Below are 16520 nucleotides of genomic sequence, written 5' to 3' on the forward strand. Positions count from 1 at the left end.
CACCCATGGCGAATGAAGAAAAGCTCTTCGAGTACCTCAAGCGTGTCACCGCGGAGCTGAAGGAGACGCGGGCACGGTTGCGGGACGCGGAGGCGGCGGTTGGTGAGCCGGTGGCGATCGTCGGCATGAGCTGCCGCTACCCCGGCGGGGTGACCTCGCCCGAGGAGCTGTGGCGCCTGGTGGCCGACGGCACGGACGCCATCTCCGAGGTGCCGGCGGACCGCGGCTGGGACCTGGCGGGGCTGTTCGACGTGGCCGGGGAACGGCCCGGGACCTCGTATGTGAACCGGGGCGGTTTCCTGTACGACGCCGCCGACTTCGACGCGGGTTTCTTCGGCATCTCGCCGCGTGAGGCGCTGGGCATGGACCCGCAGCAGCGGCTCCTGCTGGAGACGTCCTGGGAGCTGTTCGAGCGGGCCGGCATCGACCCGGCGTCGCTGGGCGGCAGCCGCACCGGCGTGTTCATGGGGTCCAGCTTCCACGGCTACGGCGGCGAGCTGACCGACGCCCCCGAGGAGGTCCAGGGCTATCTGCTCACCGGCCGCGCGGACAGCGTGATCTCGGGCCGGATCGCCTACACCCTGGGTCTTGAGGGCCCGGCGATCACGGTGGACACCGCCTGCTCGTCGTCGCTGGTGGCGCTGCACCTGGCGGTGAACGCGCTCCAGCGGGGCGACTGTTCGATGGCCGTGGCCGGCGGGGTGATGGTGATGGCCACCCCCGAGGTGTTCGTCGAGTTCAGCCGCCAGCAGGGCCTGTCGCGCGACGGCCGGTGCCGGGCCTTCGCGGGCGGCGCCGACGGCACCGGTCTCGCCGAGGGCGTCGGTGTCCTGCTGGTGGAGCGGCTGTCCGACGCGGTGCGCAACGGCCACCAGGTGCTGGCCGTGGTGCGCGGCTCGGCGGTCAACCAGGACGGCGCGTCCAACGGGCTCACCGCGCCCAACGGGCCCTCGCAGCAGCGGGTCATCCGGCAGGCCCTGGCCGACGCCGAACTGTCCCCGGTGCAGGTCGACGTCGTGGAGGCGCACGGCACGGGCACCACGCTTGGCGACCCGATCGAGGCGGACGCGCTGCTGGCGACGTACGGTCAGGACCGGCCCGCCGACCGCCCGCTGCTGCTCGGCTCGCTCAAGTCGAACCTCGGCCACACCCAGGCCGCGGCGGGCGTGGGCGGAATCATCAAGATGGTGATGGCGATGCGGCACGGCACCGTGCCCGCGACGCTGCACATCGACGAGCCGACCCCGCATGTGGACTGGGAGTCCGGCGCGGTGCGGCTGGTGACCGAGAACACCGACTGGCCCTCGACCGGGCAGCCGCGGCGCGCCGCCGTGTCCTCGTTCGGGGTGAGCGGCACCAACGCGCATGTGATCATCGAGCAGCCGCCGGCCGTCACGGCACCCGAGGCCGAGGAGGTCTCCGACGCGCCCGCCCCCTTCGCCCCCGCGGCGGCGGACGGTGCGCTGCCGTGGGCGGTGTCGGGCCGTTCCGCCGAGGGACTGCGCGCACAGGCCGCCCGGCTGCGCACCTTCGCCGCCGACTCCGGCGAGGCGGACCGGCGCCTGGGGTGGTCGCTGGCGTCGTCGCGCGCCGCGCTGGAGCACCGCGCGGTGGTGGTCGCCGGGGACCGGGACGCCTTCCTGACCGGTCTCGACGCCGTCGCCGCCGGGGAGCCCGCCGCCCACGTGGTGAGCGGTGCCGTCGGGGCACAGGCCCCCGACGGCGTGGTGTTCGTCTTCCCGGGCCAGGGCTCGCAGTGGGTGGGCATGGCCACCGAACTGCTCGAGTCCTCGCCCGCGTTCGCCGAGTCGGTCCAGCGGTGTGCCGAGGCCCTCGCGCCGCACATCGACTGGGATCTGCTCGAGGTGCTGCGGGGCGGCGGCTCGCTGGAGCGGGTGGACGTGGTGCAGCCCGTGCTGTGGGCGGTCATGGTGTCACTGGCCGCGCTGTGGCGTTCGATGGGCGTGGTGCCGTCGGCGGTGGTCGGACACTCCCAGGGCGAGATCGCGGCGGCGTGCGCGGCCGGGGTCCTCTCGCTGGAGGACGGGGCCCGGCTGGTGGCGCTGCGCAGCCGGGTGATCGCCGAGGACCTGGCCGGCCAGGGCGGGATGGTGTCCGTCGCCGCCTCCGCCGAGCGGGTGACGGAGCTGCTGGCCGACCGCGACGGGGTGTGGATCGCGGCCGTGAACGGCCCCGCCGCCACGGTGCTCGGCGGCACCCCGGACGTACTGGCCGAGGTGATGGCGGCGGCCGAGGCCGAGGGGCTGCGGGCGCGGTCGATCGCGGTGGACTACGCCTCGCACACACCGCATGTCGAACAGGTCCGCGACGCCCTGCTGGAGCTGGCCGCCCCGATCACCCCACGGGCCGGGGACATCCCCATGTACTCCACCGTCACGGCCGCGCTCGCCGACGGCGAGGCGCTGGACGCGGAGTACTGGTACCGGAATCTGCGCGGACAGGTCCGCTTCCACGAGACCGTACGGACCCTCATCGGCGATGACAGCACGGTGTTCCTCGAGGTCAGCCCCCATCCGGTGCTGGCGGGCGCGATCGAGGAGGCCGGGCATGCCGCGGACACCGATGTGACGGCGGTGGCGACGCTGCGGCGCGGCGAGGGCGGTCCGGGGCGCGTGCTGACCTCCCTGGCAGAGCTGTGGGTGCGTGGCGTCGGGCCCGACTGGCGGGCCGTGTTCGGCGGCGACACCGAGCGGGTGGACCTGCCCACGTACGCGTTCGAGCACCGCCGCTACTGGCTGTCGGGGACCGGCTCCGGAGTGGGCGACCTGGCGGGCGCCGGTCTCTCGCCGCTGGGCCATCCGCTGCTGGCGGCCGGGATCGGCGTGGCCGAGGGCGGCGGGGCCCTGTTCACCGGCCGGCTGTCCACCGGCTCGCACCCCTGGCTCGCCGACCACACGGTGGCGGGCCGGGCCCTGGTGCCGGGCGCGGCCGTGCTGGAGCTGGTGCTGCGCGCCGGGGAGTACGCCGGCTGCGACCGGCTGGAGGAACTGGTCCTGCGGGCCCCGCTGCTGGTGCCGGACGACAGCACCGCGGTCGAGGTGCAGGTCGGCGTCGACCCGGCCGACGAGCAGGGGCGGCGCGCGGTACGGCTGCACTCCCGGCCGCACCGCCCCGGGCCGGACGAGGACGGCGCGGAGTGGGTCTGCCACGCGACGGGCACGGTGGCCGCCGGTGGCGCAGAGCAGCCCGCGGCGGCCCCGGAGACGGTGTGGCCGCCCGAGGGCGCGGCGCCGGTGCCGACCGAGGGGGTCTACGAGCGCCTCGCGGAGGCGGGCTACGCCTACGGGCCGGTGTTCCAGGGGCTGCGCGCGGTGTGGCGGCGCGGCGAGGAGGTGTTCGCCGAGGTCGCGCTGGACGAGCCCGCAGCGGGCGAGGCCGGGCGGTTCGGGGTGCATCCGGCCCTGGTGGACGCGGGGTTGCAGAGCAGCCTGGTGGTGCTGTTGGAGGACGGCGGGGAGCGCAAGCTGCCGTTCTCCTTCTCCGGCGCCCGGATCCACGCCACGGGCGCCACCTCGGCGCGGGTCCGGGTGGCCCCGGCCGGCCCCGACGCGGTCTCGGTGCTGATGACCGACCACGCCGGGCTCCCGGTCCTCACCGTCGACGCGCTCACCTCCCGACCGCTCACCGCGGCCGCGGTGGCGGGCCCGGCGGTGGACTCGATGTACGAGGTGGTCTGGGCGCCGCTGCCGGTGGCCTCCGACGAGGCGGCGGAGCGGGTCGCGGTCCTGGGCGAGGATGCCGTACCGGGCCTTGACGCCCCGTCGTACCCCGATGTCGCCTCGGTGGCCGCGGCGGCGCGCGGTGACGAGTCGCTGCCCGTGACGGTGCTGCTGCCCTGCCCCGCCGCAGCCCCGGGCGCGGACGCCCCGGCCGCGAGCCGGGCGCTCCTGGCCCAGGTGCTCGGCGTGGTACGGGAGTGGCTCGGCCACCCCGAACTGGAGGACACCCGGCTGGTCCTGGTGACCCGTGGGGGCATCGCGGCGGAGCCGGGCGAGCGGGTCGATGTCGTCCAGGCCGCCGTGCGGGGCCTGGTGCGCTCGGCGAGCTCCGAGCACCCCGGCCGGATTCTCCAGGTGGACATCGACGGTGCCGCGGAGTCGGCGGCGGCGCTGGCCGCCGTGGTGGCGGCCGCGGCCGCGGCCGGCGAGTCGGAGGCCGTGCTGCGCTCGGGCGTGGCCTCGGTGCCACGGCTCGGCCGGGTCTCCCCGACGGACGCGGGAGCCCTGGCGGTGCCCGACGGCGCGGAGGCGTGGAGCCTGGATCTGGACACCGGCGGCACCCTGGACGGGCTGCGCCTGGTGCCGTGCCCGGAGGCCGAGGCGCCGCTGGGCGCGGGCCGGGTGCGGGTGGCGGTGCGCGCGACCGGCGTCAACTTCCGGGACGTCCTGGTCGCGCTGGGCGTCGTTCCGCTGTCCGGCGCGGTGTTCGGGTGCGAGGGCGCCGGTGTGGTGGTCGAGGTCGGCCCGGAGGTGACCGGTCTCGCGGTGGGGGACCGGGTGATGGGGCTGCTGTCGGGCGCGTACGCGGGTCCGCTGGCGGTGGCGGACGCGCGGATGGTCGTGCGTATGCCGGGTGGCTGGTCGTTCGCCGAGGCGGCTTCGGTGCCCGCCGTGTTCCTGACCGCCTACTACGCGCTGGGGGACCTGGCCGGGGTGCGGGCGGGCGAGTCGCTGCTGGTGCACGCCGCCGCGGGTGGGGTGGGCATGGCGGCCGTCCAGTTGGCCCGCCACCTCGGTGTCGAGGTGTACGCGACGGCGAGCGAGCCGAAGTGGCCGGTGGTGCGCGGCATGGGTGTTCCGGCCGAGCGGCTGGCGTCCTCGCGCACCCTGGAGTTCGCCGACCGGTTCCGCGCCGTGGACGTGGTGCTGAACTCGCTGGCCCGGGAGTTCGTGGACGCTTCGCTCGGCCTGCTGGGGCCGGGGGGCCGGTTCCTCGAGATGGGCAAGACCGATATCCGTGACGCCGACGAGGTCGGCGCCGCGCGGCCCGGCGTGTCGTACCGGGCGTTCGACCTGGGGGAGGCCGGCCCCGACCGCGTGCAGGAGATGCTGGCGCACCTGGTGGAGCTGTTCGAGCAGGGGGTGCTCTCGCCGCTGCCGGTGACCGCGTGGGACACCCGGCAGGCGCCGGACGCCTTCCGCTACGTCAGCCAGGCCCGTCACACCGGCAAGGTGGTGCTGACCACCCCGCCGTCCGGCCCGCTCGACGGGACCGTGCTGATCACGGGGGGTACGGGGGTCATCGGGTCGGCCGTGGCCCGCCACCTGGCCACCGAACATCGCCTCACTGACCTGGTGTTGACCAGCCGTCGTGGTGCGGAGGCGCCGGGTGCCGCGGAGCTTGTCGCGGACCTCGCGGAGCTGGGGGCCATGGCGCGGGTGGTGGCGTGTGACGTCGCGGATCGTGAGGCGTTGGCGGGGCTGTTGGGTGAGTTGCCCGGGTTGTGTGGTGTGGTGCATGCGGCCGGGGCGCTGGACGACGGGGTGGTGTCGGCGCTGACCCCGGAGCGGTTGGATGTGGTGTTGCGGCCGAAGGTGGACGCGGCGTGGCATCTGCACGAGCTGACCCGGGACCGCGATCTGTCGCTGTTCGCGCTGTTCTCCTCCGCCGCGGGCGTGTTCGGCGCGCCCGGGCAGGGCAACTACGCGGCGGCCAACGCCTTCCTGGACGCGCTGGCGCAGGCCCGCCGCCGGGCCGGGCTCCCGGGGCAGTCGCTGGCCTGGGGCCTGTGGGCCGACCGCAGCGCGATGACGGGGCAGCTGGACCAGGTCGACCTGGACCGGATGGGCCGCACGGGTGTTCAGGCGCTCGCCACCGACGAGGGGCTCGCGCTGTTCGACGCGGCCGCCCGGATGCCGCGCCCGCAGGTGGTGCCGATCCGGCTCGACCTCTCCGCGCTGCGCAAGCAGGAGGCCGTGGCTCCGCTGTTCCGCGGTCTGGTCCGCGCCTCGGCGAAGCGCGTGGCCGCGAACGCCGCTGCCGGGCAGGGCGGTCTGCGCGAGCGTCTGGCCCTGTTGCCGGTGGCCGAGCGGGATCGGGTGTTGACGGAGTTGGTGCGGGCGCAGGCGGCGGTGGTGTTGGGGCATGGTGGTGCCGAGGCGGTGGGTGCGGATCGGGCGTTCAAGGATGTGGGGTTCGACTCGCTGACGGCGGTGGAGCTGCGGAACCGGCTGGGTGCGGCGACGGGGCTGCGGCTTCCGGTGACGGCGGTGTTCGACTACCCGACCCCCGTGGCGCTGGCGGCGGAGCTGGCGTTGCGGCTGGGGGCGGATGGCGAGGGCGTGTCCGCGCCTGCGGTTCCGGCTGCCGCGGCGGTGGCTGTGGTGGCTGACGAGCCGATCGCGATCGTGGGCATGAGCTGCCGGTTCCCCGGCGGGGTGCGCTCACCGGAGGACCTGTGGCAGCTGGTGGCCGAGGAGCGGGACGCCATGTCGCCGTTCCCCACGGACCGCGGCTGGGACCTCGACGCGCTGTTCGACCCGGACCCCGACCGGCCGGGCACCTCGCACACCCGCGTGGGCGGGTTCCTGCACGACATGGCCGACTTCGACCCCGAGTTCTTCGGCATCTCGCCCCGTGAGGCGCTGGCCATGGACCCGCAGCAGCGGCTGCTGCTGGAGACCACCTGGGAGGCGTTCGAGCGCGCGGGCATCGACCCGGGCGGCCTGCACGGCTCCCCGACCGGTGTCTTCCTCGGCGGCTCGGTGTCCGGCTACGGGGTGAATCTGTTCACCGCCTCCGACGGCCTGGACGGACACCTGCTGACCGGCAACGCGAGCAGCGTGGCGTCCGGCCGGGTGGCTTACACCTTCGGCCTGGAGGGCCCGGCGATCACGGTGGACACCGCCTGCTCGTCGTCGCTCGTGGCCCTGCACCTGGCCGTCCAGGCGCTGCGGCAGGGCGAGTGCACCCTGGCCGTCGCCGGTGGCGTCACGGTCATGCCGAGCCCGGCGCTGATGGTGTCGTTCAGCAGGCAGCGCGGGCTGGCGCCGGACGGCCGCTGCAAGGCGTTCGCGGCGGACGCGGACGGCACCGGATTCGCCGAGGGCGTCGGCGTCCTGCTGGTCGAGCGGCTGTCGGACGCGGTGCGCAACGGCCATGACGTCCTGGCGGTCGTGCGGGGCTCGGCGGTGAACCAGGACGGTGCGTCGAACGGGCTGACGGCGCCGAACGGCCCGTCGCAGCAGCGGGTGATCCGTCAGGCGCTGGCCAACTCCGGGGTGTCCGCCGCCGCGGTGGACATGGTGGAGGCGCACGGCACCGGCACGGCCCTGGGCGACCCCATCGAGGCGCAGGCGCTGCTGGCCACCTACGGCCAGGACCGGCCGGAGGACCGGCCGCTGCTCCTCGGTTCGGTCAAGTCCAACCTCGGTCACACCCAGGCCGCGGCGGGCGTCGCCGGGGTCATCAAGGCCGTCATGGCCATCCGTCATGGCGTGGTGCCGCGTACGTTGCACGTGGATGAGCCGACCCCGCATGTGGACTGGTCGGCGGGTGCGGTGGAGCTGGTGACCGAGGGCCGTTCATGGCCCCAGGACGAGCGGCCGCGCCGCGCGGCGGTGTCCTCGTTCGGCATCAGCGGCACCAACGCCCATGTCGTACTGGAGCAGGCGCCCATGGCCGACGCGCCTCCCGCGCCGGAGCGGCAGGCGGCGCCCGCGGCAGGCGCGGCCGTCCCGTGGCTGGTGTCGGGCCGCACGGCGGCCGGGCTGCGCGGCCAGGCCGCCCAGCTGCGCGCGTTCGTGGCCGACCGAGCCCCTGAGACCGCGGACGTGGCCTGGTCGCTGGCGAGTTCGCGGGCCGCACTGGAGCACCGCGCCGTGGTGGTCGCGGCGGACCGCGAGGAGTTTCTGGCGGGGCTGGATGCGGTGGCCGCGGGGGAGTCCGCGAGCGGAGTGGCCAGCGGTGCCGTTCAGGACGGCCGGCGGGTGGCGTTCCTGTTCTCGGGTCAGGGTTCGCAGCGGCCGGGTATGGGGCGTGGTTTGTCGGCGCTGCCGGTGTTCGCCGAGGCGCTGGAGGAGGCGTGCCGGGCGTTCGACGGGCTGTTGGGTGTGCCGTTGGGCCGGGTGTTGTCCGCCGAGGCTGGTTCGGCGGAGGCGGAGTTGGTGGATCGGACGGATTACACGCAGGCGGGGCTGTTCGCGTTCGAGGTGGCGCTGTTCCGGATGCTTGAGGCGTGTGGGGTGGGTGCTGATTTCCTGATCGGGCATTCGGTGGGGGAGTTGGCGGCGGCTCATGTGTCGGGTGTGTGGTCGTTGGGGGATGCGGCGCGGGTGGTGGCGGCGCGGGGCCGGTTGATGGCGGGGCTGCCTTCGGGTGGCGCGATGGCTGCCGTGGAGGCTACGGAGGTTGAGGTCGTCGGGTGGATCGGCGGGGAGGCGGAGCGGTTGGCGGTGGCCGCGGTGAACGGTCCGCGGTCGGTCGTGGTGTCCGGCGCCGAGGACGCGGTGGAGCGGGTGGTCGGTCTCGCGCGTGAGGAGGGTCGGCGGACGCGGCGGTTGCGGGTGGAGCGGGCGTTCCATTCGCCGTTGGTGGAGCCGATGCTGGCGGAGTTCGCCGAGGTGCTGGGCGGTGTCGCGTGGGGTGAGCCGCGTATTCCGATCGTGTCCAATGTGACCGGTGAGGTGGTCACGGCCGAGGAGATCGGCAGTGTGGAGTACTGGCTGCGCCATGCCCGGCAGGCGGTGCGGTTCGCCGACGGTCTGAAGTGGCTGGGCGAGCAGGGTGTGACGGACTTCGTCGAGATCGGCCCCGACACCACGCTGAGCAGTCTGGCCGCCGACCAGGCTGCGGCAGACATGGCCGTCGCGGTGCCGACCACCCGGCCGGACCACGACGAGATCACCACGTTCACCCAGGCCCTGGCCAGGCTGCACACCCGGGGCACGGCCGTCGACTGGCCCACGCTGACCCCGGGCGCGCGGCTCGACCTGCCCACCTACGCCTTCCAGCGGCAGCGCTACTGGCCCGAGCGGACCGCTCCGGTGGGCGTGGACGCAGCCGTCGGCTCCGTCGGGCTCGAGGCCACCGACCATCCGCTGCTCGGCGCGCGCGTCGGCCTGGCCGACGGCGACGGCGTACTGCTCACGGGCAGGCTCTCGCTGGCCGAACAGCCCTGGCTGGCCGACCACGCGGTGCTGGACACCGTTCTGTTCCCCGGTGCCGCCTTCGTCGACATGGCGCTGCGCGCGGGCGACGAAGTGGGCTGCGACGTGGTCGAGGAACTGACCCTGCACGCACCCCTGATCCTGTCCGAGGACGCCACCGTGCGGGTCCAGCTGACCGTGGGCGGCGCCGACGACAGCGGCCGCCGGACCCTCGCGGTGTACGCGCGGCGCCAGGACACCGAGGAGTGGACCACCCACGCCACGGGTGTGCTCTCCGACGGTGCGCCGACGGGCCACGCCGAGCCCGGCGTATGGCCGCCCGAGGGCGCCGCGCCCGTCGCGCTCGACGGCGTCTACGACCGGCTGAACGACGGTGGGCTCGGCTACGGACCTGCGTTCCAGGGGCTCACCGCGGCCTGGCGGCGCGGCGCCGAGGTGTTCGCCGAGGTCCGCCTGCCCGAGGCGGCGGCCGCTGACGCCGACCGCTACTGCCTGCACCCGGCGGTGCTCGACGCGGCGCTGCACGGCATCTCCCTGCTGACCGCGACGGACGGCACCGACGCCCCGAGCGGTCTGCCCTTCTCCTGGCAGGGCGTGCGGCTGTACGCCACCGGGGCCACGGCGCTGCGCGTCCGTCTCTCCCCGACCAGCGCCGCCGGGATCGCGGTGACGGTGGCCGACGGCGAGGGGCTGCCGGTGGCGTCGATCGACGCGCTCGCGCTGCGTCCGGTCACCGGCGATCAGCTCCAGGCGGCGCGTGGCCACGGCGATTCGCTCTTCCGACCCGGCTGGGCCGAGGTGGCCCCGGTGGCCGGGCAGGACGGCACGGCCGCCCTCCGGTGGGCCGCCCTCGGGGCCGACGCGGACGCGCTGATCGGCGCGGCGGGGATCGACGCCGAGCGGTACGAGGACCTGGCCGCGCCGGCCGCCGTCGACCGCGAGGACACCCCCGCCCCGGACGCGGTGCTCGCGGTGTGCCCGGACTTCCCCGGGGACACGCCGGACGCGACCAGGGCGGCCACCGGCTGGGCACTGGAGACCGTACGCGCCTGGCTCGGCGACGACCGGCCCGACGGGGCCCGGCTGGTGTTGGTCACCCGTCACGCGGCCTCCGTCGACGGACGGGCCCCCGACCTGCCGCAGGCCGCGGTGCGGGGTCTGGTGCGCTCCGCCCAGTCGGAGCACCCGGACCGCATCGTGCAGCTCGACCTCGATGCCGAAGACCACCCCGACACCGAAGGCAATCCCGACGCGGCGGCGGCCGGGCTGATCCGCGCCGTACTGACCGCGCGGGCCGCGGACGAACCCGAACTGGCGCTCCGCGACGGCGTTCTGTACGCACCCCGGCTGACCCGGGCGGCGGCGCCCGGCGATGCTGCGGCGCCCGTCTGGGATCCGAGCGGCACCGTCCTGATCACCGGCGGCACTGGCACGCTGGGTGGCGCCGTGGCCCGCCACCTGGCCGCCGTCCACGGCGTGGCCCACCTGCTGCTGGTCGGCCGGCAGGGCGCCCGGGCCGCGGGCGCCGGGGAACTCGTGGCCGAACTGGCCGAGCTGGGCGCCGAGGCCACCGTGGTGGCCTGCGACGCCGCGGACCGCGACAGCCTGGCCGGCGCGCTGGCCGCCATCCCGGCCGACCGGCCGCTGCGCGGCGTGGTCCACGCCGCCGGTGTGGTCGACGACGGAATCGTGTCCTCCCTGACCCCCGAGCGGCTCCACGCCGTGCTGCGCCCCAAGGCGGACGCGGCCTGGAACCTGCACGAGCTCACCGCCGGAATGGACCTGACGGCTTTTGTGCTGTTCTCGTCGGCGGCGGGTGTGACGGGGGCCGCCGGCCAGGCCAACTACGCCGCGGCCAACACGTTCCTGGACGCGCTGGCGAGCCACCGCCACGCCCGGGGCCTGGCCGCCCGGTCGCTGGCCTGGGGCCTGTGGGAGCAGCGCTCCACCATGTCCGGCGCCATGAGCGAGCGCGACCTGGCGCGGGTGTCCCGCGGCGGGATCTCGGCCCTGTCGGTCGAGGACGGGCTCGCGCTGTTCGACGCCGCCCTCGCCGCCGACGAGCCGGTGCTCGTGCCGATGGCGCTCGACCTCGCCGCCGTACGCGGTGCTGGCTCGGCCGTCCCCGCGGCCCTGCGGGCGCTGGTGCGCACCCCGGCCCGGCGTGCCGCGCGGGTCGGCGCGAACACGGGGCTGCGGGAGCGGCTGCACACGATGTCCGAGGCCGAGCGCGACAAGGCCCTGCTCGAGCTGGTGCTGCGGCACGTCGGCGCCGTCCTGGGCCACGCGCCGGGCAGCGCTGTCGCGGACGACCGGCCGTTCTCCGAGCTCGGCTTCGACTCGCTGACCGCCGTGGAGCTGCGCAACCAGCTCGCCACCGCGACGGGCGTGCGGCTTCCGGCCACCTTGGTGTTCGACTACCCGACCCCCGCGGCGCTGGCCGCCCACCTGCGGTCCCAGCTGGTGACCGGCGAGACCGTCGCCGACGAGGCGCGCACGGTGGCCGCGGCCGACGAGCCGATAGCGATCATCGGGATGAGCTGCCGCTACCCGGGCGGGGTGCGGTCGCCCGAGGATCTGTGGCAGCTGGTCATGGACGGCCGGGACGCGATCTCCGGGTTCCCCGACGACCGCGGCTGGGACGTCGCGGAGCTGCACGGACCCGACGGCCCGGTGGGCGCGGGCGGCTTCCTCTACGACGCAGCCGAGTTCGACCCCTCCTTCTTCGGCATCTCGCCGCGCGAGGCCGTGGCCATGGACCCGCAGCAGCGGCTGCTGCTGGAGACGTCCTGGGAGGCGTTCGAGGACGCGGGCATCGACCCGGGCGCCGTACGGGGCAGCCGGGTCGGGGTGTTCGCCGGGCTGATGCACCACGACTACGCCACCCGGCTGCGGACCGTCCCGGAGGATGTCGCGGGCTTCCTCGGCAACGGCAACACCGGCAGCATCGCCACCGGCCGTCTGGCCTACACCTTCGGCTTCGAGGGCCCCGCCGTCACGGTGGACACCGCCTGCTCGTCCTCGCTGGTCGCCCTGCACCTGGCGGCGCAGGCGCTGCGTCAGGGCGAGTGCTCGCTCGCCCTGGCCGGCGGCGTGGCCGTGATGTCGACCCCGGCCGCCTTCGTGGAGTTCAGCAGGCAGCAGGGGCTGGCGCCGGACGGCCGCTGCAAGTCCTTCGCGGCCGGCGCGGACGGCACCACCTGGTCGGAGGGCGTGGGCCTGCTGCTGGTCGAGCGGCTGTCGGACGCCCGGCGCAACGGACACCGGATCCTCGGTGTGGTGCGGGGCACGGCGGTGAACCAGGACGGCGCGTCGAACGGGCTGACGGCGCCGAACGGCCCGTCGCAGCAGCGGGTCATCCGTCAGGCGCTCGCCAGTTCCGGGGTGTCCGCCGCCGAGGTGGACGTGGTCGAGGCGCACGGCACCGGCACCCCGCTCGGCGACCCCATCGAGGCACAGGCGGTGATCGCGACCTACGGACAGGAGCGGGCGGACGACCACCCGGTGCTGCTCGGCTCGCTGAAGTCGAACCTCGGCCACACCCAGGCCGCGGCGGGCGTCGCCGGGGTCATCAAGATGGTGCTGGCGATGCGCCATGGGCTGGTGCCGCGTACGTTGCACGTGGATGAGCCGACCCCGCATGTGGACTGGTCGGCGGGTGCGGTGGAGCTGGTGACCGAGGGCCGGCCGTGGCCCCAGGACGAGCGGCCGCGCCGTGCGGCGGTGTCCTCCTTCGGCATCAGCGGCACCAATGCACATGTGGTCATCGAGCAGGCGCCCGACGACCGGAACGAGGGTCGGAACGACGGCGGGGCGCCCATCGACGCGGCTCCGGTTTCCGGTCCCGTGCCGTGGGTGGTGTCGGGCCGCTCGGCGGCCGGACTGCGCGGCCAGGCCGCGCGGCTGCGCGAGTTCGCCATCGCGAGTGAGGCGGACTCCGCGCGGATCGGCTGGTCGCTGGAGGCCTCGCGCGCGGCGCTGGAACACCGCGCCGTGGTGATCGCCGGGAACCGCGAGGACCATCTGCGCGGCCTGGCCGCGGTGGTGTCAGGGGAGACCACGGAGCACGTGGTGTCGGGAGTGGCGACATCCGGCCGCTCGACCGCCTTCCTGTTCTCGGGTCAGGGTTCACAGCGGCCGGGGATGGGCCGTGGTCTGTCGGCGCTGCCGGTGTTCGCCGAGGCGCTCGAAGAGGTCTGCAAGGCGTTCGACGGACTGCTCGGCCTGCCGCTGGACCAGGTTCTCTCCGCCGAGGCCGGTTCGGCGGAGGCGGAGTTGGTGGATCGAACGGACTGCACGCAGGCGGGGCTGTTCGCGTTCGAGGTGGCGCTGTTCCGGATGCTTGAGGCGTGTGGGGTGGGTGCTGATTTCCTGATCGGGCATTCGGTGGGGGAGTTGGCGGCGGCTCATGTGTCGGGTGTGTGGTCGTTGGGGGATGCGGCGCGGGTGGTGGCCGCGCGGGGCCGGTTGATGGCGGGGCTGCCTTCGGGTGGCGCGATGGCTGCCGTGGAGGCCACGGAGGTTGAGGTCGTCGGGTGGATCGGCGGGGAGGCGGAGCGGTTGGCGGTGGCCGCCGTGAACGGCCCGCGGTCGGTCGTGGTGTCCGGCGCCGAGGACGCGGTGGAGCGGGTGGTGGGGTTGGCCCGGGAAGAGGGCCGGCGCACGCGCCGACTGCGGGTGGAGCGGGCGTTCCACTCGCCGTTGGTGGAGCCGATGCTGGCGGAGTTCGCCGAGGTGCTGGGCGGTGTCGCGTGGGGTGAGCCGCGTGTCCCGATCGTGTCCAACGTGACGGGAGAGGTGCTCGCGGCCGAGGAGATCGGCAGTGTCGACTACTGGCTGCGCCATGCCCGGCAGGCGGTGCGGTTCGCCGACGGTCTGAAGTGGCTGGGCGAGCAGAGTGTCACGGACTTCGTCGAGATCGGCCCCGACACCACGCTGACCGCTCTCGCCGCCGACCACCTCGCCTCGATCACCACGGAGATCCCCTCCCTCGCGGTGCCGACCACCCGGCCGGACCACGACGAGATCACCACGTTCACCCAGGCCCTGGCCCGGCTGCACACCCGTGGCACGGCCGTCGACTGGCCCACGCTGACCCCGGCCGCGCGGCTCGACCTGCCCACCTACGCCTTCCAACGCGAGCGCTACTGGCTGGACGCGCCCGCGCTCACCGCCGACGGCGGCCCCGCCACGGCGGCCGACCAGGCGTTCTGGTCCGCCGTGGAGAGCGGGGACGCGGACGCGCTGGCGCGCACGCTGGGCGTGGACGGAGAGGAGAAGGGACACTCTCCGCTGCGGGAGATGCTGCCCGTGCTGTCGGACTGGCGCCGCCGCTCCCAGGAGCGCTCGGCGCTCCAGGACCTGCGTTACGGCGTGACCTGGCGGCCGATCGCCGAACCGGCCGCCACGCTCACCGGCACCTGGCTGGTCGTCACCGCTGGCGGAGCGGCCGCCGACGAGTACCTCGAAGCCCTGGCCCGCCAGGGGGTCGATGTCGTCCGCGCCGACCTCACCGGCCACGCGCCCGAGGCCATCGCCGAGCGGCTGCGCGCCGCCCGGCCCGACGCGCCCGTGCGGGGGGTCCTGTCCCTGCTGGCGCTCTCCGGCACCGCGGACCCGTCGTGGACCCTGGGCTCGGGCTTCGCCCTCGTACGGGCGCTGGGCGAGCTCGAGATCGCGGCGCCCCTGTGGTGGGTGACGCGTGGCGCGGTGGCGGTCGCGGGCGACCAGGACGTCGACCCCGACCAGGCCCAGCTGTGGGGCCTCGGCCGGGTGGCCGCCCTCGAACACCCCGATCGCTGGGGCGGGCTGGTCGATCTGCCCGTCAACGCGGATCCGCGCGCCGCCGCCCGGCTGTGCGCCGTCCTGGCGGGCGCCACGGGCGAGGACCAGGTGGCCGTGCGGTCCGGCGGGCTGATGGCCCGGCGGCTGACGAGGGCGCCGCTGACCGCCCCGGACGCCGGACCCCGCTGGACGCCGCGCGGAGCCGTGCTGATCACCGGAGGCACCGGGGCGCTGGGCGCCCATGTGGCCCGTCGGCTGGCCCGCGCCGGAGCCGAACACCTGGTGCTCACCAGCCGCCGGGGCCCGGCCGCGCCCGAGGCCGCGGAGCTGGAGGCCGAACTCATCGAGCTGGGTGCCCGGGTGACGGTGGCCGCCTGCGATGTCGCTGACCGGGAGGCGCTGGCCGCCCTCCTCAGCGAACTCACGGCCGACGGCGTCAAGGTCGGTGCGGTGATGCACACCGCGGGCATCGCGTCGCCCACCGGTATCGCGGACACCGGCCCGGCGGAGCTGGCGGCCGTCTGCGGCGGCAAGGTCGACGGCGCGCGCAACCTCGACGAGCTGTTCGCCGACACCGACCTGGACGCCTTCGTGCTGTTCGCGTCGACCGCAGGGGTCTGGGGCGGCGCCGGCCAGGGCGCGTACGGCGCGGCCAACGCGTATCTCGACGCCCTGGCCCAGCGGCGCCGGGCCCGTGGCCGCACCGCCACCTCGATCGCCTGGGGACCCTGGGGCGGGGGCGGCATGGCCGCGCGGGACGACGCCGAGGCGCATCTGCGGCGGCGCGGCGTCCGCCCGCTCGCACCACAGGCGGCGCTCGATGTGCTCCAGCAGGCCATCGACCACGACGAGCCGCTGCTGACCGTGGCGGACGTCGACTGGGAGCGGTTCGCGGTGTCGTTCACCGCGGCGCGGCCGAGCACCCTGCTCGACGAGATCCCCGAGGCCCGGCGGGCCCAGGCCCCCGCCGAGCCCGCGCCGGACACCGCGGCGCGGCTGGACCAGCGGCTCGCCGGACTCTCCGGCCCCGAGCGGCAGCAGGCGCTGGTCGAGCTGATCCGCACCCAGGCGGCCCAGGTGCTCGGACACGCCACCATCGACGGGATCGAGCCGGGCAAACCCTTCCGGGACCTCGGCTTCGACTCCCTGGCGGCGGTCGAGTTCCGCAACCGGCTGAGCGAGGCCACCGGGCTGACCCTGCCCGCCACCTCGATCTTCGACTATCCGACACCCCGTGAACTCGCCGGACATCTGCGGGCCGCGCTGGGCGGGGACGAGGTCACCGAGGCCTCGGTGCTCGCGGAGATCGACCGGCTGGAGAGCAGCCTCGCGACGGTCGCGGCGGGCACGGGCTCCCACCCGGACATCGTGGCCCGGCTGGAGGCGCTGCTGGCGCGCTGGGGCGGTGACGCGGACGAGGCGGCCACGGAGACCACCACGGCCGAACACATCCGCTCCGCGACGCGGGACGAGGTCTTCGACTTCATCGACAACGAACTCGGCATCTGAGCGTGAGCGGCGAGCAGGAAACGTGAGCGGCGAGCAGGAAAAGGGGCGCAGGACACGGATGGGATCCACGATGGGTGACGACGACAAGACTCTCGACTA

The 16520-nt window shown here is 75.1% G+C and carries 1 protein-coding gene; it reads left to right on the forward strand.

What is annotated here, in order from left to right; translation table 11 throughout:
• Positions 1-5 precede the first annotated feature (5 nt).
• Positions 6-16421, forward strand: coding sequence for a type I polyketide synthase (locus tag ACH4S9_RS33495; protein WP_398375332.1), 16416 nt, complete (start codon positions 6-8; stop codon positions 16419-16421).
• Positions 16422-16520: the final 99 nt, after the last annotated feature.

Origin of the sequence: Streptomyces sp. NPDC021225, from assembly GCF_044332865.1 — a bacterium.
Lineage (GTDB): Bacteria > Actinomycetota > Actinomycetes > Streptomycetales > Streptomycetaceae > Streptomyces.